At 50.1% G+C, this 20,761-nt stretch carries 22 protein-coding genes and 1 pseudogene; 9 read left to right on the top strand and 14 right to left on the bottom strand.

The features are described from left to right. Positions 1-108: 108 nt before the first annotated feature. A pseudogene (locus ACV7NC_RS05980) lies at positions 109-1,510 on the bottom strand (IS5 family transposase). A 208-nt stretch (positions 1,511-1,718) separates the two neighbouring features. Between ACV7NC_RS05980 and flhD the strand changes: the two are divergent. Then, positions 1,719-2,036, top strand: coding sequence for a flagellar transcriptional regulator FlhD (flhD, locus tag ACV7NC_RS05975; protein WP_458154591.1), 318 nt, complete (start codon positions 1,719-1,721; stop codon positions 2,034-2,036). Positions 2,037-2,064: 28 nt separating this feature from the next. Beyond that, positions 2,065-2,601 carry a flagellar transcriptional regulator FlhC gene (gene flhC, locus ACV7NC_RS05970; RefSeq protein ID WP_458154590.1) on the top strand — a complete coding sequence of 179 codons (537 nt, stop codon included), beginning with the start codon at positions 2,065-2,067 and terminating at the stop codon, positions 2,599-2,601. Positions 2,602-2,633: 32 nt separating this feature from the next. Here the strand turns inward: flhC and ACV7NC_RS05965 are convergent, their stop codons facing one another. Then, positions 2,634-3,827, bottom strand: a complete 1,194-nt coding sequence (locus ACV7NC_RS05965; protein ID WP_458154589.1) for a pyridoxal phosphate-dependent aminotransferase — start codon at positions 3,825-3,827, stop codon at positions 2,634-2,636. Between the two features lie 82 nt (positions 3,828-3,909). On the opposite strand from ACV7NC_RS05965, the gene uvrB reads away from it, so the two are divergent. Beyond that, a complete protein-coding gene (gene uvrB / locus ACV7NC_RS05960) occupies positions 3,910-5,940 on the top strand; it encodes an excinuclease ABC subunit UvrB (protein ID WP_458154588.1) in 2,031 nt (676 codons plus the stop codon). Positions 5,941-5,944: 4 nt separating this feature from the next. Here the strand turns inward: uvrB and ACV7NC_RS05955 are convergent, their stop codons facing one another. From ACV7NC_RS05955 to ACV7NC_RS05930, 6 genes are all read right to left on the bottom strand, one after another. After that, positions 5,945-6,289, bottom strand: a complete 345-nt coding sequence (locus ACV7NC_RS05955) for a hypothetical protein (protein ID WP_458154587.1) — start codon at positions 6,287-6,289, stop codon at positions 5,945-5,947. A gap of 35 nt (positions 6,290-6,324) precedes the next feature. Next, entirely contained in the window at positions 6,325-7,161 is an 837-nt protein-coding gene (locus tag ACV7NC_RS05950) for a TrmH family RNA methyltransferase (protein WP_458154586.1), read from the bottom strand. Positions 7,162-7,202: 41 nt separating this feature from the next. Next, positions 7,203-8,510: a histidinol dehydrogenase gene (hisD, locus tag ACV7NC_RS05945; RefSeq protein ID WP_458154585.1), complete on the bottom strand. Its 1,308-nt coding sequence runs from the start codon at positions 8,508-8,510 to the stop codon at positions 7,203-7,205. Positions 8,511-8,545: 35 nt separating this feature from the next. Then, positions 8,546-9,190, bottom strand: coding sequence for an ATP phosphoribosyltransferase (hisG, locus tag ACV7NC_RS05940; protein ID WP_458154584.1), 645 nt, complete (start codon positions 9,188-9,190; stop codon positions 8,546-8,548). 11 nt (positions 9,191-9,201) lie between these two features. Then, positions 9,202-9,843, bottom strand: coding sequence for a superoxide dismutase (locus tag ACV7NC_RS05935; protein WP_458154583.1), 642 nt, complete (start codon positions 9,841-9,843; stop codon positions 9,202-9,204). A gap of 63 nt (positions 9,844-9,906) precedes the next feature. Next, the gene (locus ACV7NC_RS05930; protein WP_458154582.1) at positions 9,907-10,347 is read right to left on the bottom strand and encodes an ExbD/TolR family protein; all 441 of its coding nucleotides are present in this window, start codon (positions 10,345-10,347) and stop codon (positions 9,907-9,909) included. A gap of 240 nt (positions 10,348-10,587) precedes the next feature. Between ACV7NC_RS05930 and purE the strand changes: the two genes are divergently transcribed. From purE to ACV7NC_RS05900, 6 genes are all read left to right on the top strand, one after another. Beyond that, a complete protein-coding gene (purE, locus tag ACV7NC_RS05925) occupies positions 10,588-11,076 on the top strand; it encodes a 5-(carboxyamino)imidazole ribonucleotide mutase (RefSeq protein ID WP_458154581.1) in 489 nt (162 codons plus the stop codon). Beyond that, the gene (locus tag ACV7NC_RS05920; protein WP_458154580.1) at positions 11,076-12,209 is read left to right on the top strand and encodes a 5-(carboxyamino)imidazole ribonucleotide synthase; all 1,134 of its coding nucleotides are present in this window, start codon (positions 11,076-11,078) and stop codon (positions 12,207-12,209) included. Before purE ends, ACV7NC_RS05920 begins: the two co-directional genes overlap by 1 nt. 9 nt (positions 12,210-12,218) lie before the next feature. Next, the gene (locus ACV7NC_RS05915; RefSeq protein WP_458154579.1) at positions 12,219-13,112 is read left to right on the top strand and encodes a phosphoribosylaminoimidazolesuccinocarboxamide synthase; all 894 of its coding nucleotides are present in this window, start codon (positions 12,219-12,221) and stop codon (positions 13,110-13,112) included. Positions 13,113-13,205: 93 nt separating this feature from the next. Beyond that, complete coding sequence (locus ACV7NC_RS05910) at positions 13,206-14,198, top strand: hypothetical protein (protein ID WP_458154578.1); 993 nt, start codon at positions 13,206-13,208, stop codon at positions 14,196-14,198. A 313-nt stretch (positions 14,199-14,511) separates the two neighbouring features. Then, positions 14,512-14,802 (top strand): BrnT family toxin, encoded by a 291-nt coding sequence (locus tag ACV7NC_RS05905; RefSeq protein WP_458154577.1) that lies wholly within the window; start codon positions 14,512-14,514, stop codon positions 14,800-14,802. Continuing rightward, complete coding sequence (locus ACV7NC_RS05900) at positions 14,774-15,040, top strand: hypothetical protein (protein WP_458154576.1); 267 nt, start codon at positions 14,774-14,776, stop codon at positions 15,038-15,040. Before ACV7NC_RS05905 ends, ACV7NC_RS05900 begins: the two co-directional genes overlap by 29 nt. 393 nt (positions 15,041-15,433) lie before the next feature. Here the strand turns inward: ACV7NC_RS05900 and ACV7NC_RS05895 are convergent, their stop codons facing one another. The 6 genes from ACV7NC_RS05895 to ACV7NC_RS05870 form a co-directional block, all read right to left on the bottom strand. Beyond that, on the bottom strand, positions 15,434-15,592 hold the full coding sequence (locus ACV7NC_RS05895) for a hypothetical protein (protein WP_458154575.1): 159 nt from the start codon (positions 15,590-15,592) through the stop codon (positions 15,434-15,436). Positions 15,593-16,017: 425 nt separating this feature from the next. Further along, positions 16,018-16,773, bottom strand: coding sequence for a fused MFS/spermidine synthase (locus ACV7NC_RS05890; RefSeq protein WP_458154573.1), 756 nt, complete (start codon positions 16,771-16,773; stop codon positions 16,018-16,020). Positions 16,774-16,845: 72 nt separating this feature from the next. After that, complete coding sequence (locus ACV7NC_RS05885; RefSeq protein ID WP_458154572.1) at positions 16,846-17,577, bottom strand: 2Fe-2S iron-sulfur cluster-binding protein; 732 nt, start codon at positions 17,575-17,577, stop codon at positions 16,846-16,848. Continuing rightward, a complete protein-coding gene (locus tag ACV7NC_RS05880) occupies positions 17,574-19,331 on the bottom strand; it encodes an NAD(P)H-dependent oxidoreductase subunit E (RefSeq protein ID WP_458154571.1) in 1,758 nt (585 codons plus the stop codon). Before ACV7NC_RS05880 ends, ACV7NC_RS05885 begins: the two co-directional genes overlap by 4 nt. A gap of 69 nt (positions 19,332-19,400) precedes the next feature. Continuing rightward, the gene (locus tag ACV7NC_RS05875) at positions 19,401-20,069 is read right to left on the bottom strand and encodes a DUF1614 domain-containing protein (RefSeq protein WP_458154570.1); all 669 of its coding nucleotides are present in this window, start codon (positions 20,067-20,069) and stop codon (positions 19,401-19,403) included. A 163-nt stretch (positions 20,070-20,232) separates the two neighbouring features. Next, positions 20,233-20,523 (bottom strand): sll1863 family stress response protein, encoded by a 291-nt coding sequence (locus ACV7NC_RS05870; RefSeq protein ID WP_458154568.1) that lies wholly within the window; start codon positions 20,521-20,523, stop codon positions 20,233-20,235. Positions 20,524-20,761 lie beyond the last annotated feature (238 nt).

The raw sequence follows: 20,761 nt of genomic DNA, 5'->3' as shown, positions 1-20,761 counted from the left end.
GATTCATCAAACTGATAATTCCATAAATAACAAGGTGTGGCCGGTGTAGGCAAAATTCCTACATCGCGATAAGAGAATTACCTAACTTCATTTAAGCGCAACTTCCATTTACTTAGTCGCCCCTGAAAAAGTATCAGACAACAGTTGTTGTTCTGGAAAAGCCGCCCGAGGAAACGGCTACCTATCAAAATGCATACCCTTGTAGTTTAAATTTCCATCAAGGAATCCGTTCTCGCCACGGGAAAAAGAGCCAAAAAATGGCCAGCAACCATTGTTTCAGATTCCAGGCGCAAGCAGCCATCAGCAGGTTGATGCGATCACCGACAGCGCCTTTCAGATAGTTCCTTGCCATTCGATAATCCGACTTCAGGTGACCGATAATGGGTTCAATCGCGGCGCGCCTCCTGCACTGTTTTCGCTTCTTGTCTTTCTGGTACCGGGTATCCTTCTTGAGCGCCTTTCCGGGCAAAATGATCTGGGTTCCATTGACTTCACGTTTGCCGCGGTAGCCGCGATCGCATACGGCCTGCCTGGCAGCTTTCCCTCGCGAAATCTCAACATGTCGCAATATCTCCGGTAATGTATGGCTGTCATGCAGATTCTGTTCGTGACTGACAACCCCGACAATCAGATTGCCTTTTGCGGTACTGGCTATCGATGCCTTGCTGCCGTATTCATATTGTTTGTGGTCTTTTCCCTTGGCGACACAGTACACTTGCGGTTCGTGCAATGAGTAGATCTTGTTTTTATCGTTTTGTTGCTGCCGTAATACTCCCTCATACCGTAGAAAATCCTTTTGGTAGCATTCAAACAAACAGTATTGCGGCAGTTCTCTCCTGAGCTCCCGCATCAGAATACCTGCAATGGTTCTGAGTCGCTTCAACGCTCGTTTCGCTTTCGCTCTTTTCTTCACATGCCGGTAGTGCCGGATATCCAGGCGCAGTGACTTCACTTCTTTGACAAAAGTACGCCGCTGTAAAATACCATGGGATTTGGCAATCTTGTTGAGGCGATTGATAATTTTGATCGCCAGTTTGCTATCCGTTGGGTACGTGATGTTCTTCTCATGCACGGTCGTGTCAATATGAATGACGTCTTCCAGCGCCGATTCCCCATGCAAACCAACGCTCATCCGGAAAATCCGCTCTACGCCTTCCGCGCCTATGCGCTTACGAAAATGTACCAGCTCCGTGCTATGACAAGGCAACTTCTGCTGGAACTCTTTCATGCCGCAAAAAGCCTGGTAATAAGGATTACGCTTCCACTGCAGTACTATCGATTCGTCACTCAAATTCTCTAACTGTTTTAGAATCAATAACCCAACCATCAAACGGATCGGCTTACTCGGTGCTCCTGTCGCTGCTGTGTAATGAACCGAAAATGATTCCTCAAATCCTTGCCACGGTATCGCTGATGCAAGCTTCAGCAATGGATCACCGGGATCAAGCTGCATCAGTAAATCTGTTCCAAACAGATTCGGTTGATGAATCGTACTGCTATTTCTTAGCATTTTTAATCACCATTTCGACCAGAAATACAGCACTATTTTAACATTCCAGGTCGTTATGATCACTAATGAACAGTGTATTTATAACTAATATCAAGTGCTTAGGAATATTTCAGGACCGACTACTTACACCCCTGCCATCGCCGACAATTTCACCTGCACGAAATTGTCTTTGTTGATTTAAACATTCTTAATCGTAAGGGGAGTTGAAATGGAAGCTAATCAAATACTCGATGAAATCAGGGATATCAATTTAAGTTATTTATTGCTTGCTAAACAGATGCTGCGCGAAGACAAAGTATCCGCAATTTACCGTTTAGGAATCAACCAGGATCTCGCGGACATTATCGACAGGCTGAGTTCTGCGCAGTTAATCAAAATGGCCGCAACCAACATGCTGCTCTGCCGTTTCCGTTTCGATGACCGCTTGATTGCCGAGATGCTCTCCAACGATAGCCGCGACCAAGCAGTTACTAAATCCCATGCAGCGATTTTGATGGCCGGAAAACCAGCCGAAGCTGTCGCGTAATTATAATTGCTTGAATGAGGAGTATAAAATGCGCAACCGAAGCATCATAACCGAAGCCAAACAAATCCAGCTTGCCACGGAATTGATTCAATTAGGCGCCCGGCTCCAGGTTTTAGAAATGAACACTAATCTCAGCCGTGAACGACTGGTCAAGCTGTACAAAGAAATCAGAGGTGTATCGCCTCCCAAAGGCATGCTGCCCTACTCGGAAGATTGGTTTATGAGCTGGCAACCCAACATGCACTCAACGTTATTCATGAATATCTATAATTACGTGACAACCAATTCGGATGCCGAGGGGATTGATGCATTGGTAAAGAGCTACCGGCTTTATCTCGAACATGTCAAAGTCAATCAATTGGAAAAGGTATTAAGCCTGACGCGCGCTTGGACTTTGGTGCGTTTTGTGGAAAGCGGCGTATTGTGCATCGCTCCTTGCGTGAACTGTCATGGGAAATTTGTAGTCCATTCGCTGGAAATTCATTCCAATCATGTCTGCGGTTTGTGCAATATTCCTTCGCGAGCAGGAAAAACCAAGAAAGCTGCGGCGCTACATTTGCACTAGATAAGAATGAATGGTTTAGAAGGCTTGCTTGATCATTTCAGCAGATTTTGAATGCGCGCCAATGCCTGCTGCAAATTGTCCATCGACGTGGCAAACGATAAGCGCATGTAGCCTTCACAACCGAATGCCGAACCTGGGACAACAGCAACACCGGCTTTTTCCAGAAGATATTCGCTGAATGCGAGATCGTTTTGTGCATTGATCAGTTTGTTATGGTACAAATTGCCGATCGATTCACGAACGTCGGCGAACGCATAAAACGCCCCTTCCGAAGCCAAACAGCACACACCATTGATTTTGTTGAGTTGTTCCGTAACAAAAAGATTTCGTTCCTTGAATGCCGCAATCATTGGATTCATGCAGGATTGATCGCCATTTAACGCGACTTCGGCAGCAACTTGGGAAATAGAACTGGGATTGGAAGTGCTTTGCGATTGAATATTTTCCATCGCCGTAATGATAGCAGCCGGTCCGCCGCAATAGCCGATCCGCCAGCCGGTCATCGAATAAGCCTTGGACACGCCGTTCAGAATAACCGCCCGTGGAAATAGCGCCGGACAAGCGTTGACGATATTGACGAATCTCTGACCGTTTAACAGGATATGTTCGTACATATCATCCGTGGCGACGAGGATCTGCGGATGTTTCAATAATACTTCACCCAAAGCTTTCAATTCTTCAAGCGTGTAAACGGAGCCGGAAGGATTGCTCGGACTATTGATGACGAACATTTTGGTTTTCGGTGTAATCGCAGTTTCCAACTGCTGCGGTGAAATCTTGAAATGTTGCTCGATTCCGGTATCGATAAACACCGGTTTGCCTTCCGCGATCAATACGATATCCGGATAAGAAACCCAGTAAGGCGCCGGAATGATCACTTCATCGCCGGGGTTGATGACCGCTAGCGCCAGATTAAAAAAACTTTGTTTGCCGCCGCAAGAAACCAGAATTTGTTTAGGTTCGAAAACGAAATTGTTTTCCCGTTTGAACTTTGCCACGATCGCATTTTTCAATCCGGGCGTGCCGCCGACCGGGGTATATTTGGTAAATCCCTTGTTAATGGCGGCGATCGCAGCATCTTTGATGTGCTGCGGCGTGTCAAAATCGGGTTCGCCTGCACCTAATCCAATAATGTCTTTACCCTCGGCTTTCAGTTTCGCAGCCCGGGCGGTAACCGCAAGGGTAGGGGATGGTTTGATGGTTTGAACGCGGCTAGAGAGCTCCACAGAAAATCCTCACACTAAAAAAATAGACAGACCGGCATGTTAGAATGATAGAAAGAAACAATTCAATGCCGGAATTATACCCGTGATCGTAACCTTCCCCAATAGCCCCTATAAATTACATCAAGCATTTGCGCCTGCCGGTGATCAGCCTGCTGCAATTGCGCAATTGACCGAGGGTATTAACGATGGGCTTGCGTATCAAACGCTATTGGGCGTGACCGGTTCCGGCAAGACCTACACCATTGCCAACATGATCGCGCGTTTGGGTCGACCCGCGATCGTCATCGCGCCGAACAAAACATTGGCGGCGCAATTGTACGCGGAGATGCGCGAATTCTTCCCGGAAAATGCCATCGAGTACTTCGTTTCCTACTACGATTATTATCAGCCGGAAGCGTATGTGCCGTCGCGCGATTTGTATATCGAAAAAGATTCCAGTATTAACGATCATATCGAACAGATGCGCTTGTCTGCGACCAAGTCGCTGCTCGAGCGCGACGATTCGATTATCGTCGCGACGGTCTCGTGCATCTACGGTATAGGCGATCCGGTCGATTATCACGGCATGATTCTGCACTTGCGTAACGGAGAAAAAATGTCGCAACGCGACATCATTAAGCGTTTAACGGAGATGCAATACGCGCGTAATGAACTGGAATTCAAACGCGGGGTTTTCCGCGTACGCGGCGATGTCGTCGATGTATTCCCGGCGGAAAACTCGGAAGCGGCAGTGCGTATCACATTGTTTGACGATGAAGTGGACAGCCTGGCGCTGTTCGATCCGCTCACCGGGCGTATCTTGTCAAAAATCGCACGCTTTACCGTATATCCTTCAAGTCATTATGTTACGCCGCGAAGCACCACGCTGCGGGCAATGGAAACCATCAAAACCGAATTGCGAGAGCGGTTGGAATATTTCTATAAGGAAAACCGCCTGGTCGAAGCGCAGCGGCTGGAGCAGCGCACCCGCTTCGATCTGGAGATGCTCAATGAATTGGGTTTTTGCAAAGGTATCGAAAATTATTCACGCCACTTGTCCGGTAAAAAACCGGGAGAGCCACCGCCGACACTGCTTGATTATCTTCCGAATAATGCCTTGATGATCATCGATGAAAGTCACGTGACCGTCCCGCAAATCGGCGGCATGTATAAAGGCGACCGCTCGCGCAAGGAAAATCTGGTGAATTATGGGTTTCGCCTGCCTTCGGCATTGGATAACCGGCCGTTGCGCTTTGAAGAGTTTGAAAAACGCATGCCGCAAACCGTTTTCGTATCGGCCACACCCGCCAATTATGAGAGCCAGCATAGCGGTCAGGTGGTTGAGCAAGTCGTGCGGCCAACCGGTCTGGTCGATCCGATCATCGAAGTGCGCCCGGTAGCAACCCAGGTGGATGACTTAATGTCCGAAGTAACCTTGCGCACCGCCAAAAATGAACGGGTGCTGGTAACCACATTAACCAAGCGCATGGCAGAGGATTTGACGGATTATTTTTCCGATCATCAAATCAAAGTGCGCTACTTGCATTCGGACATCGATACCGTCGAACGCGTTGAGATCATCCGCGATTTGCGGCTCGGTCAATTCGACGTGCTGGTCGGCATTAACCTGCTGCGCGAAGGATTGGATATCCCGGAAGTGTCGCTGGTTGCGATACTGGATGCGGACAAGGAAGGCTTTTTACGTTCGGAACGATCGCTGATACAAACCATTGGCCGTGCCGCGCGGCATATCAACGGTACGGCGATTTTATACGCCGATACCATCACCAAATCGATGCGAGTTGCAATCGACGAGACCAATCGGCGGCGTCAGAAGCAAATTCAATATAATGAACAACATCAAATTACGCCGCGATCAGTGCATAAACGCATCAAAGACTTGATCGACGGTGTCTACAACTATGAATCCGCGCAGCTGCAATACAAAGCGGCGCAGGTGCAAGCGCGCTACGATGCCATGAATGAAGCACAGCTTGCCAAGGAAATCCAGCGGGTCGAGAAGAAAATGCTCAACGCCGCGAAGAACCTGGAATTCGAGCAAGCCGCCATTTACCGCGACGAACTCAAAAACCTGAAGAACAAGCTGCTGATCGGTTTTACCGATGTTACCTGAGCGGTTATTTCTTTACTTCCGTGGAAGACACGAAAATGATGGTGCCGAACGTGCGATTCAGGGTTTTGCTGGTGAAATTGGTCATGACCATACTCTGACCGAAACGGATGTGATCGCCTTTGTTGACTTGAGTGGTCGGTGCGGCAATCCAGAATTTGTGTCCGCTGTTTTGCAATTCCATATAGGTATAACCGCCGGCATCCATAAAGTCGACGACAATGCCCTCATTGTCCGCCATTTTTTCCGGTGATGCGGTTCCTTGTGCAGCATTGGGCTGCGCCATGCTATTGAGAGGTTGAAAAAACAGACAGCCAATCAAAGCGATAAGGGATAAAAAAGATCGTTTCATAATTTTCAGAAGTGCTCCATCTAAAGGGAGCCGTATCATACACCGCCGCTTTGTTTTGTTCCAATGTTGGATGGCGCTGCGGCTCTGTCTTGACGGACTTTCTCGAAAAAACATATCGCTGCGGCGGCCGCGGCATTGAGCGATTCGGTTTTTCCCGGCATTGGAATGATGATGTTTTCCCGTGCAGTTTGAATGAGTTCTTTGGATAGCCCGGCGCCTTCATTGCCGAAAAGAAAGGCCACCGGACCAGCCAGAGAAATGTCGAAGAGATTCTTGGCGGCTTGAATCGAAGTGGCGATCACCGTTCCCGGAAAGTCGCGGGAAATTTGCAATAAATCGCAATTCACGTGGATGCGCAAAAAGAAATGGGCGCCCATTGCCGCCCGCAAGGTTTTAGGCGACCAGGCGTCCGCGCAGTGCTGCGATAGATAGATATCGCGGACATTAGCGGCCGCGGCGGAACGCAGGATTGAGCCAAGGTTGCCGGGATCCTGGATTGCTTCCAGCATCACGCTGAAAACTTCCCGGCCGCGTCCGGTTTCTTTTTGCAATGGAGGAATCGTAATCAGCGCCAGAATCCCGGTGGGTGTTTTAACCGGTGAAATGGCCCGAAACAAGGCATCGCTGACAACGGACATTTTCGGCGGGGTATGGCCGCAGAGGATGGTCAGGAAATGCTCATTCCCGGTGTTTTCCATATACGATTGGCTGACGATCAGGTTTTCCGGGTTGCCCAATACCGAGCAATATATCTGAATCAAATGAATGCCGTCGAGCAGCGTTAAGCCGGTTTTCTCCCGATATTGCGACGATCCTTCTAACTTGATCAGTTGTTTGACGAGCGGATGATTGCGTGAAGTAATGACCGGCATGATAAGCAAATCCGCTTTGAGAGATCAGTTCACGCTATCAGTTACTGGTGCTTCAGATAGCGATATTCCGCCGATTTTGCGTGCGCCTGTAAACCTTCCCCGTTGGCTAGAACCGATGCGATCTCGCCGAGTTTGGCCGCGCCCTGCTGCGAGACTTGGATTAAGCTACTGCGTTTCTGGAAATCATACACCCCCAACGGTGAAGAAAAACGGGCGGTGCGGGAAGTTGGCAATACATGGTTGGGTCCGGCGCAATAATCGCCCAGCGCTTCACACGCATGGCGACCGAGGAAAATAGCACCGGCGTGACGGATTTTGTCCACCCATTTATCCGGGTTCTCAATCGATAATTCCAAGTGCTCGGGAGCGATACGGTTGGCGATTTCACATGCTTCATCCAAGTTTCTAACCTGGATGAGCGCACCGCGATTTTCCAATGAAGCGCGGATAACCGCCTGGCGCGGCATGGCAGATAATTGCCGTGTGATGCTTTGTTGCACTTGATCCAGAAACGCCGCATCCGGAGATAGCAAAATAGCCTGGGCCAGCTCGTCATGTTCGGCTTGCGAGAACAAGTCCATCGCGATCCAATCCGGGTCGGTAGTGCCGTCGCAGATGACCAGAATTTCGGAAGGCCCCGCCACCATGTCGATGCCGACAATTCCGAAAACGCGGCGTTTGGCGGCAGCCACGTAAGCATTGCCGGGACCGACGATTTTATCGACGGGCGGCACAGTTTCGGTGCCGTATGCCAAAGCACCGACCGCTTGCGCACCGCCGATGGTAAATACCCGATCGACCTTGCTGATGGCCGCAGCAGCCAGCACCAATTCGTTTCGTTCACCGTTAGGCGTCGGCACCACCATGATCAATTCCGGCACTCCGGCTACTTTCGCCGGAATCGCGTTCATCAGCACCGACGAAGGGTACGATGCTTTGCCGCCGGGCACGTACAAGCCGACGCGATCCAGCGGCGTGACTTTTTGTCCCAGCAGCGTGCCATCGGCATCGGTATATTGCCAGGAACTCAACGGTTGTTTTTCGTGATAGCTGCGCACCCGCTCGGCAGCCTGCTCGAGCGCCGTTCGTTCCACTATCGGTAAGGTATTCAGAGATTGCTGCAACTGTTGCGGCGCTAGCTCCAGTTGGCTGGCCGAAGTGACCGCCAAACGGTCGAAGCGGTTGGTGTATTCGATCAATGCCGCATCTTTTCGTCTGCGGATATCGACCAGAATATTGGCGACGGTGGCATCGATGGCGTCGTCTTGCGCATTTTCAAACGCCAGCAGTTTATCGAGTTTGGCGTTGAAATCGGGGTCGGTAGAACTGAAGCGTTTGATTTGAACCATGATTTCGATAAATATTCGATGAAAAAACTTCGAGGTTACTGCTTGACGGCCGCGGAAAACGCATCCAGCACCGGCTGTATGACCTCTCGTTTCAGTTTTAATGCTGCTTGATTGATGATTAGCCGGGACGAAATCGGCATGATCTCTTCCACGGCCTTGAGATGATTCGCTTTTAGCGTATTGCCGCTCGAAACCAGATCGACAATGGCGTCGGCCAAGCCGACCAGTGGCGCCAGTTCCATCGAACCGTACAATTTGATCAAATCCACGTGCACGCCTTTGGCGGCGAAATGTTCACGCGCGGTTTGCACGTACTTGGTGGCGATGCGCAGTCGCGCGCCTTGCCGCACAGCCGATTCGTAATCGAACCCTTCAGGGGTGGCGACCATCATGCGGCAGCGCGCGATATTCAAATCGAGCGGTTGATACAAACCGTCACCGCCGTGCTCCAGCAGCACATCCTTGCCGGCGATACCCAGATCGGCGGCGCCGTACTGCACGTAAGTCGGCACGTCTGACGCGCGCACGATAATCAACCGCACATGATCGCGGTTGGTGGCGAGTATCAGTTTACGCGATGCATCAGGGTCATCCAGTACTTCAATACCGGCGGCCCTGAGCAGCGGCACCGTGTCTTCAAAAATCCGCCCTTTGGACAGGGCGATCGTAATATCGGTCATGACTGCGGAAGTTATCCGAGATTGGCAGCGGCAAAATCCCAGTTGATCAATTTATCCAGAATGGCATTGGCGTAATCGGCGCGGCGGTTTTGGTAATCCAGATAATAGGCATGTTCCCACACGTCGATGGTCAGCAGTGGCCGCACGTTTTTGGTGATCGGTGTTTCCGCGTTGCCGGTTTTTACGATGGCGATCTTGCCGCCGTCGACCACCAGCCATGCCCAGCCGCTGCCGAATTGCGTCAAGGCGGCTTGCGCAAATTCTTTTTTGCAGGCTTCGACGCTGCCGAACGCTTCTTCGATTTTCTGTTTCAACGCTCCGGACGGCTCGCCGCCGCCGTTCGGTTTCAGGCTATGCCAGTAGAACATGTGATTCCAAACTTGTGCGGCGTTGTTGAAAATCGCCACTTTGTCGGCTTGTCCGGCAGAAGCGCGGATAATGTCTTCCAGCGATTGACCGGCCAGCGCGGTATTGGCTACCAGGTTGTTCAAGTTGTCCACATAGGTTTTGTGATGTTTGCCATAGTGGAAGCTTAAGGTATTGGCTGTGATCACCGGTTCCAATGCATTGTTGGCGTACGGCAGCGGCGCCAGCACGTATTGCGAACCGGCTTGCGCCGCCTTGGAAAAATTATCGACATTGACAACAGACATAGTGTTCTCCTTCGTTGGTTTATTGAAATAACTTTTAAGCAATTCAAACATTCGGTCACCCCTTTATTGGGATTGTTGCGTATTGTTCGTTTCGGTGGTAAATGTAATTTTACTGTAGCCCGCCAGCCGCGCGGCTTCCATGACCGTAATCACCGACTGGTGCGTCGCTTTGGCATCGGCATTGATGGTAATGAACGGATCTTCCTGATTACTCGCGGCCGCTTGTAATGCATCGCGCAGGCTCTCGATACTGGAAGATTTCACCGGCACCAGATTGATGGTGTATTCACCAAGCGCCGACACGGTGATATCGATGCGATTGGGCTTCTCGATATTTTGATCGACTTGCTCTGCGCTGGTTTGCGGTAACGTCAATTCAAGCTCGGCGAACTTGGAATACGTCGTGGTTACCACCAGAAAAATCAGGATCACCAGCAGTACATCGATCATCGGCACCAGGTTGATTTCCGGCTCGTCGTTTTGTTTTCCGCGTTGAAAATTCATTCCGTTAAAATTTGTGATTCCGGCTGTTTCTGCTCAAGGCGCATTGATAATAAAATCAATGAAGAAGAGCAATGTGTCATGAGGTTATATAATACTATCAGTTGCGCCGATTGGCGAAGCCATCGAAATACATGACACAATTATTGCATAGGCTAATAAAATAGCCAGCCGTGATTTTGATGGCGTGATAGTACAACATTCTGTTGATCGTGACTGTTTAATTTTGCCGTTTGGAGTGAAATGAGTAAACCCATAGTGAGCGTTGTGATGGGCAGCACCAGTGATTGGACCGTGATGCAGCATGCAGTTGCTGTATTGAAAGAATTTGATGTGCCGCATGAAGCCCAAGTGGTGTCCGCGCACCGCACCCCGGATTTATTGTTTCAATTCGCTGAAGAAGCCAAATCGCGCGGCATCCAGTGCATCATCGCTGGCGCTGGCGGCGCGGCGCATTTGCCGGGCATGATCGCGGCCAAAACCACCGTGCCGGTGCTGGGCGTGCCGGTCAATTCCAAATACCTGAAAGGATTGGATTCGTTGCTGTCGATCGTGCAAATGCCGAAAGGCATTCCGGTTGCAACGTTTGCCATCGGCGAAGCTGGTGCGGCGAATGCCGGTTTGTTCGCGGTGGCGCTGCTGGCAGTTAATAACAGCGAACTCAGTGCGCAATTGAGCGAATACCGGCGCAAGCAAACCGAGTCGGTTTTGAACGCCGAGCTGCCGCAATAATGCCAGTGATGCCCGGTGCGATGCTCGGTGTGCTCGGCGGCGGGCAGCTCGGGCGCATGTTCGTGCAAGCCGCGCAGCAAATGGGCTACCAAGTGACGGTGTTGGATCCCGACCGCAGCAGTCCGGCTGGGCGTGTTGCCGATGTCTTTATTTGTGCTGATTATGATGACCCAACAGCATTGGAAAAGATAGGACAGCAATGCGCTGCGGTTACCACCGAATTCGAAAACATTCCCGCCGGATCGTTGCGCGCACTGACTCGCGATTGCGTGGTTAGCCCGGATGCACATAGTGTGTCGATCGCGCAAAACCGCGTGCGCGAAAAACAATTTCTGGTCGATAGCGGTTTTGCCGTGGCATCGTTTGCAGTCATTACACAACCGCAAGACCTTGCCACGCAGGATGTCACGCAGTTTCTGCCGGGTATTCTGAAAGTCAGCCAATTCGGTTACGACGGCAAAGGCCAGATCAAGGTATCCAATGGGGCGGAATTGCAAGCAGCCTACGAGCAATTGAATCATGCCGTGTGCGTGCTGGAAAAATTCATGCCGTTGAAAAGCGAAGTCTCGGTGGTGGTCGCGCGTGGCGGCAATGGTGAAGTGGTGACATTCCCGGTATCCGAAAACCAGCATGTCAACGGCATCCTCGATGTCAGCATCGTGCCCGCCCGGATTTCGCCGTTGTTAGCCGAGCGCGCGCAGGACATCGCCTGTCAGGTCGCTGAGAAACTCAATTACCAGGGCGTGCTATGCGTGGAGTTTTTCGTGTTACACGACGACGCGTTGCTGATCAACGAAATCGCGCCGCGCCCGCATAACAGCGGACATTATTCGATGGATGCCTGTATCACCTCGCAATTCGAACAGCAAGTGCGCACGCTGTGCGGTTTGCCGCTGGGTTCGACTACGCAGCTCAGCCCTGCAGTGATGATCAATTTGCTCGGCGACGTGTGGCGCAACGGCGATCCCGACTGGAATATCGTGCTGCAACACCCAGCGGCCAAATTGCACTTATACGGCAAAACCGAAGCACGGCCAGGGCGCAAGATGGGGCATTTTACCGTGTTGGGCAGCGACACCGAAACTGCCTTAAACGAAGCGCTGCGCATCAAACAACAACTTGAATCTCACTGAACCGACATCATGACTGAAACCGCATTGTTTGAAACTTCGATTAAAAGCCTGCCGTTTTTACACCGCGGCAAAGTCCGCGATATCTACGCTGTCGGTGACGACAAACTGTTGATCGTGCAAACCGACCGCTTGTCGGCGTTCGACGTGATCCTGCCGACTGCCGTGCCCGGAAAGGGCAAAATCCTCACCGCGCTGTCGCAATTCTGGTTCGACAAACTTGCGCACATCCTGCCGAACCACCTCACCGGCATCGCGCCGGAATCGGTCGTCGCCGACGGCGAGCGCGATCAAGTGGCAGGGCGCGCATTCGTGATCCGCCGCCTGAAACCGCTGCCAATCGAAGCCATCGTGCGCGGCTACGTCGTCGGCTCCGGCTGGAAGGATTACCAGCAGACCGGCGCGATTTGCGGCATTCCGTTGCCTGCCGGATTGAAACTCGCTGACAAACTACCGGGCGGCGCGATTTTCACACCATCGACCAAAGCCGCCGCCGGTGCGCACGATGAAAACATCGCCGTCGCCGAAGTGGAAAAACTATTAGGCCGTAAACTGACCGTCAAAGTCAGCGCCAAAGCCATCCAGCTCTATTCCGAAGCCGCCGATTACGCACTGCAACGCGGCATCATCATCGCCGACACCAAATTCGAATTCGGCCTGGATGAGCAAGGCGAGCTGTACCTGATCGACGAAGTGCTGACTCCCGACTCCTCCCGCTTCTGGCCCGCCGACCAATACCAACCCGGCCAAAACCCGCCGAGCTTTGATAAACAATTCGTGCGCGACTGGCTGGAAACGCAGGATTGGAATAAAAAAGCGCCTGCGCCGGAATTGCCGGAAGAAATTTTGCTACGGACGGTGGAGAAGTATCGGGAGGCAGTGCGGTTGTTGGTCGTTCTAATCTGAGTCATGAGTTAAATTTTAGATAAAGTTTCTTATTTAACAATATGTAATAGTTCTGAGTACACATAAGTATTATTTTTCACTATGGAGATTCCTATGAAAAGCTTTTATTATTTTTTATTAATTTTTATTGGATTTAATAGCTCACTGGTAATTGCTGAACCGAAATTTAGATGCGAAGAACCCTTGGATTCACCATTTTTCTGTAGATTTTCTATTGTCGATCCAGAAGCGGATTTTTTGCTTCCAGCATCTGACCGCTTAGCGGGAGATGTTTACATACTGAAACCTCAAGAAGTTTTAGAAATAAAAGCAGATTTAATCGGAAAATATTTCTGCTCAGATACTCCTCTCTGGGATGGAGCGCCGAATGATTGTTATGGAAAAAAAGAGATTTTAGATAACTTAAATGTCTTTGGTGGAATCAAACCTTCAAAAGAACGTTATATTCCAGTTGACCTAAGATCTGATGAAATTACTCAATGCTTATTATTAAGTCAAAGAGGCTTGCCAATTGGAGAATATTTGCCAATGTGGTTAGTCACGACTGAGACAAGAGGAGTCTTTGGGAATAGTGATTTTTTAAACGATGACGTTAGAGATCAAACAGTTGAGATATGTAAAGGTCGCTGGGTTGTTCAGAGCAAAAAAAATATTTTCACTTCAATTGAAGATTTTGTTCCGCCAACAATTGGTGAATATTACCTTTCTCTTCAAGGAACCAAGCAGAAAATGCAGAGTTTGCTTGAGCAACTGAAGATTTTGCATGAGCAAAAATCTATTCTTGAAAATGGATATGTTCTTCACATCGAAGTGAAACGAAAATGGTATCTTGTTTATGCTGAGGCTAGCTATGAGGCAAGAGTAACCAAAGGAATGGATCGCAATAGTGCTCCTCTTATCGTCGAGGATTTAATGGCTGCAATTAAAATCGAAGGGATGGTATATAAAGTAGAATGCAAAAACACATGGATTTGTTCCGGCAGATTGCAAGAGGGTGGTTTACTTTTCGGTTCAAATAGGATAGGTGGTTTTGCGAAATCTACAATCAAAGGACTCACCAATGTGGCTGTTACTGAAAGATGGTGATAGCAAGTAGCCTGGATAAGCCTGCGCCATCCAGGATAGAAATTTTCCTCAACCAGTTTATGGTGGAAGCTAAAAGCTAAAAAGCGTTCCACTCCCAATCAACTGCTGAGCAATTACACCGAACGAAAGCGCAGTAGGGCGTAATACTCCAGGTCATTGGTCATAGTGCGTTATCTTGTAAACGAATTTTGTGTTATACGATTAGCGCTACGCATGCATTAATCCGCTTTTGCCAAATTCCTACAAATCATGATTCCATTGATAGCCATATTTTTATGTGGAACCTGATATATCAATATGCTAAGCTGATTCCATGAAGAAAGGCCGGTTTGAGTGGAATGCGGATAAGGATGCCGATAATCAAAAGAAACACGGTGTTGCTTTTTCCGTGGCGCAATATGCCTTCGCGGATCCTAACCGTGTTATCGCCGAGGATATTGCACATAGCGAAACGGAAAAGCGCTATTTTTGTTTTGGTGCGGTTGAAGGCGGCATTCTTACCGTTCGATTCACCTATCGGGGCGGAGTGATTCGTATATTCGGCGCCGGTTATTGGCGAAAAGGAAAGATAATTTATGAGCAAAAAAATCAAATATCAGGATGAACCGATTGAAGCCAGAGTCATTGAAGATTTTCTGCCAACGCCAGAGCAGCTTGCTTTCCGGGAGGAGGGAGTGAAGGTAACGATTGCGCTCAGCAAGAAAAGCGTTGAATTCTTCAAGGCTGAAGCGGCGAAACACCATACGCCATATCAGCGCATGATTCGAAATCTGATTGATAGCTATGTCGATGCTTACGACAAACCTCGGGTATCGGATTCCGCTTTAACCGAGCAAGAATGAGTTCGTTAGTAAATGATCCGGATTAGCTCGCGTCATCCGGGATAAAAGGGTTTTTCGCGGAACTGTAATGGGCTAATTGGCTGTTTCAGTCAGCAGTGGAGATCTTCGGCTATGTCTGTCAATGTGAACGGAGAATCTTGTCAATCAAGCCAAACAATATGCACAGATCGAGCATTGCGCGATGCCGGAGCAAATTGACATCAGGGTTCACATTTTTTAGCCAGATTTGGATTGTTTGCGGCTGTCGAATTTCTGATTTAAGAGAACTAATCAGCGAATTGTGCGGGGAAAGTGACTCAAACTAAAGGCCCTGCAGGCTCGATATACTTAAATATTGTTCCTGCAAGGTATCATCTCAGTCTTACGACATTGAACGATAAAGATAATACAAAACTACTTGTCAGATGGAAGCTCGTTACGGCCTTCAGCCGGTTTGCCTTCATGCGTTGTACCGTAACCCTCGGAACTTGCGCTTTCCGGCGCTGTAGGTTTGCCACATGCAACTAAGGCTAATGCGAAAAATGTTGCAACAAAAATTGTTGAAAGTTTCATTTATGAAAATGTCCTTAAAAATTTGAAAAAATACAGCTAATTTTTTTCGTGACACCCAATGTGTGCTAGTGAAGCGCTGATTAATTCGATGAACGTGATAAAACGCAAGGCGCACGAAACACAGCAACCGAGGCATATCCATAGGATAGACAGGGAAGTGAGTAACGTGCAAAAAAGCGATTTTCTCGTGCAGTGAAAGAATGAGTGATTCTTAATACTGACTGTCACATGGACACTATAACATGTTCTACCTGTTGTCTCAGCAGAATAACGACTTTCGGCGTAATTTCAGCGGCACATAAATTTTGAATCACTGAACATCGTACACTTGTTCATTGCTCGATATTGCCGGTTTGCGAAGCGACTAGGCCGGTTTCATCTGCTGAAGTTGAGCGATGGGCGCACGGGGGTGCTTTCAATTATTTCTAAATTATCAGGATACCGCGCGGGCAAGATTTTGCCTGTTCCAAACGCATCAGCGTCGATAGCAAATTGAGTCCGGTTTGTTTTTTCAATTCGAGCATCCGCTCTTTAAGCTCGCAAAGCGTGATCCGTATCGATTCTCCGCTGGCTGCCAGTGCGATGACATTGCCGCTGTCGCAGGAAGGGAAAGCCAATGCACGTTGATCGAATGCCGTTTTGATGCGCTCCAGATTGGCTTGATAGCCGCGGCTGCGGCCCAGCAGGTTTGCAACCAACAAACCGCGATTGCTTAATCGCGCCCGGCACAACTGGTAAAAAGGCAGTGTACTCAGTTCACCGGAGCGATCAGTCGCATCGAAACCGTCAACCAGAATCATGTCGTAAGCTTTATCATGCTCGGCGATATAGCGGGCGCCGTCCGCGATGACAATATTCAGGCGCAGCGGATCGTCCGGCAGTTTGAAAAATTGCCTTGCGGCAGCGACCACGCGCGGCTCGATTTCAATTACGGTCAGTTTCGTTTGCGGGTAATGACGATAGAGGAATTTGGTCAGCGATGCCGCACCCAAGCCGATCAATAGTACGTTACGCGGAAAAAGCGTATCGTCCCGTAATAGCAGGCTTGTCATCATTTCCCGTGTGTAGTCGAGTTCCAGATGCCAAGGCCGCGCGATGCGCATCGCGCCCTGGATTGAATCGGAACCGAAATGCAAACTGCGTACCCCGGCTTGTTCGCGAATTTCAATGGGAAAACTCATAATGTGCCAGAAATAAAAGGTTTCTGTATGCGGATACAATGTCTTAGCATTGTGTATTATGCGCAACCGGAATTATTCTTGAGGCGGCTTGGCGATCTGTTCCTGCAAGCCAATTTCACGGATCGTATTTTGGTCGTAAATACGTTGCCCGATCGGTACTTGGTAGCCTTGTTCCTTGATCAGAATCGCACCGACCGGGCAAATTTGCGCAGCAAGGTCGGTTATGGCCATGGTCGTGTCAGCGAGTTTACCGCTCGCCGAATTGACGATCAAATGAGCATCCGTGCCGCGTCCGGCAATGGCAAACACATTTTTTTGATCGACATCGCGGCTGGCGCGTACGCATAAATCACACAGAATGCAGCGGCTGCGATCCAGCAGGATATCGGGGTGGGATGCATCGATTTCGCGGCGTTGATAAAACTGCGGAAAATGATCATCGAGCATGCCGAGGTGATAAGCCATTGCTTGCAGTTTGCAGTTGCCGGTTTTCTCGCACGACGGGCAAATGTGGTTACCCTCCACAAACAGCATTTGCGTGATCGCTTTACGTGCTTCGTTCAATTCCGGCGTATCGCTGCGGATCTGCTGACCGGCCACAGCCGGAGTGGTGCATGCGGCGACGCTGCGGTTGCCGGTTTCGACTACGCACAAGCGGCAATTGCCGCTCGGCGGCAAACCGGGATAATGACATAAGTGCGGAATATACTGGCCGGCTGCCAGTGCCGCCTCCATAATGGTTTGTCCCGGAGTGAACGGAATCTCTACGCCGTCGATGCGGATAGTGTCATTGGCTGTCATCATTCATTATCCAAATGCGCGGCAGCATCATCGCGGCGGGTGATTTGCCGTGCGCTGGCCAATGCCTGGTCGAGATCAAAACGCGCAGTGAATTGGGATTGCAAGCGACTGGAAAATGCTTGCGGAAACTGCCGCAATCCGTCCAGCACGTGATTGGCGGCGGTGTGACCCAGCCCGCAATGCGATTGGTGTTTCACGATCTGTCCAAGTTTTTGCAGTTCATCACAATCAAAAGTCGAGCCACGGCCTGCAGCGATCGTATCCAGAGCATTTTTCAATAACTGCGTACCGACGCGGCACGGTGCGCAAAAACCGCAGCTTTCGTGCGCGAAGAAATGCGCGAAATTCCGGTGGATCGCGAGCAAGTCGCGTGATTGCCCGAATATCAGCACCGATCCGCCGGTGGATACATCATCAAATGCAATGGCGCGGTCGAATTCCGCAACGCCGATTAAGGCGCCGGCAGGGCCGCCGATCTGTACCGTTTGCGCATCTTGCGCACCGCAATCGTGCAGTATTTGCCGGATGGTCACACCAAACGGGTATTCATAAATCCCCGGTTTGCGGCAATCGCCGCTGATGCTGAGGAGTTTCGTGCCTGCTGAAGTGGGGGTGCCGGAGGCTTTGAACCAACCGGCGCCGTGCACGGCGATTTGCGCGGCGGCGATGAAGGTTTCGACGTTGTTGACCACAGTCGGCTGCCCCAAATAGCCATGCGTCACCGGAAACGGCGGACGGATGCGCGGAATCCCGGGTTTGCCTTCGAGCGATTCGATCAATGCCGATTCCTCACCGCAAATATAGGCACCGGCGCCGACGACGACTGCAATGTCGAAATCAAATCCGCGTTGTCCCAGGATGTTTACGCCTAACAGACCCAACTGGCGGCGATGATCCAGCCCGGCTTGCAGGTGCGGCAGCAAATAGCGATATTCGCCGCGCAAATAAATAAATCCTTGTTGTGCGCCAATGACAAATGCGCACAGCGTCATGCCCTCGAACAAAGCATCGGCGTATTCGCGCAGCAAATACCGATCCTTGAACGTGCCGGGTTCGCCTTCGTCGGCGTTGCAGACAACGTAACGCGTATCGCCCGGTGCTTCGCGGCAGAATTGCCATTTCTTGCCGGTATCGAATCCCGCGCCACCGCGGCCGCGCAAACCGGATTGCTGAATAACCGCCAAGATTTCACTGATGCCTTGCTGAAAGGCCTGTTGCAGCGCGTTGCCGGGTATTAGCGGGTTGCTCAGCAGCAAATCGCGGCGATGCACGGTATCGGATATTTCAAACCATGCGGAGGGCCATTGCGGAACCGGAATTTGGTCTTGTATGAGTTGTGCGATTTGCGGCAGTTTGCCCGCGTTCAGGCCAATCACGGGAGTGCCATTGACCAGCATGGACGGGCCCTGATCGCACATGCCGGTGCACGACGTTTCACCGATACTGACCAAGCCGTCCGCGCGTGTTGTTCCGGGGTTAACTTGCAATTGCTGACACAGTAGCTGGAGCAGGTTTTCGCCATCGGCAAGATAACCGCAACTGGTGCAATTGCTGAACAGAATATCGAAACGGCCGCGCGGTTGCGTCGAAAAGAACGAATAAAACGCGACGGTCGTGGCGACCTGGCTGAGCGGTATATCGTATTCGACTGCGATCTGCTGCATTGCTGGCGGCGAAATATAACGGTATTGCTGCTGGATCGCGTGCAAACGATGCAGCAGATGTTCGGGCGTGAATGAATTGGTGCGATTCATCATAACAACGAGTATAGCCGGATTGCCGCCAGACCGGTAGCAATGGCAGGTAATGATTCGAGAAATCAGGAGCTAGGCAAGCAGCGCTGCAACTATGCCGGTAATGAAAATGCCGTCGAACGTACCCGCGCCGCCGATCGAAGCGAACGGTGTGCCGAGCCGGGAAATATCTTTGATGCGCAATAGGTCGGCGCCGATCAGCACGCCTAAGGTACCGCTGATGTAAGCCAGCGGGGCGCTTTGCTCGGGACTGATGAGTATGCCTACGAGCGCAGCACTGACTGGGGCGACCAATATCGGCATGGCGATGCCAAGCCGCGGAATCGGACGGCTGAATAAATAACTGATGATGCTGATGATGCTAATGCCGAGCAGTGCTGGAAATACATTCAGTGTACTATGGGAAAATAAAAACACGGACAAGGTGACGGGGATTAAGCAGCCGCCAAGGTTGATGCAAATCAGCGTTTCGTTGCGGAAGGGTTGCACAGGCATTCGGAGTAGCCCCCAGTAAGCCTGCGGCATTAATTCCTGTACCGGTACCTCGCTCTTAATCCGCGTGACCGGTAAATTGATCGCGCTGCCGAACAGTGAGAGAAACAGTACGATCAAACCTAATTCCGGTGGCAGTCCCAGTTTTTCAAACGCATATGACAATAATTCCAGTTGAATCAGCACCATTAAAGCGCCGAGCAGAAAAACAAAGAACAGCAGGTGTACCGGGGAATAAAAATTTTTCATTGATGCCTGAGAAACATAGCCGATGCCGGAATTTTAGCGTGTGGCTGTCAAAGGAGTGCGCTATAACCGCAAAAACAACGGACGCGCAATGAAGAATTGCCGGATTTACCCACTCACGCAGCGGTTTGCTGCGTGAGTGGGTAAAGGTATTGCGCTAGAACTTTCATTTGGGCGGGAAGTGCTGTTTCGCTCTTTCGAACGCTTGTTCCATCGATTTGAACGATTTCCTCAAGCCAGTTTGAATATCCTCCCACGCGCTTTCGGAGCTACTTTCAAACGCTTCCCATTTTTCCTTGGCTTGGCTTAATTCCTGTTCGAGCTCATCCAAATGCGGTTGTAATTTATCTTGTAGTTCCTTGGTTCCCAGATGCATTTGCAGTTTGACCTCGTCAACGACCGATTGCAGATTGGATAGCTCTTCTTGCAGTTTTTCGGGAATGGATTTGTCAGCCATTTTATTATCTCCTTGTTGATGTAAATCGGATATCTAGTACTGTGCCATAGTACCAGCAAAAATACTGCATGTATTGTTATTGATCAATGGATCGAGATAATGTTTGATATCGGATGCGCGGTCGTTTTTAACAGGCCGTTGAAAAACTATCTGCGTTGCCGCTACGGTGTTAAAAACAAGCTCAAAATGCTTATTTATACCGCATAAACTGCGCTTTTTCGCCTGTTTTTGCCTTGTA

The organism is Nitrosomonas limosa, assembly GCF_054188085.1.
The sequence above is the reverse complement of the archived record's forward strand: the minus strand, read 5'-3'. Positions and strand labels throughout refer to the sequence as shown.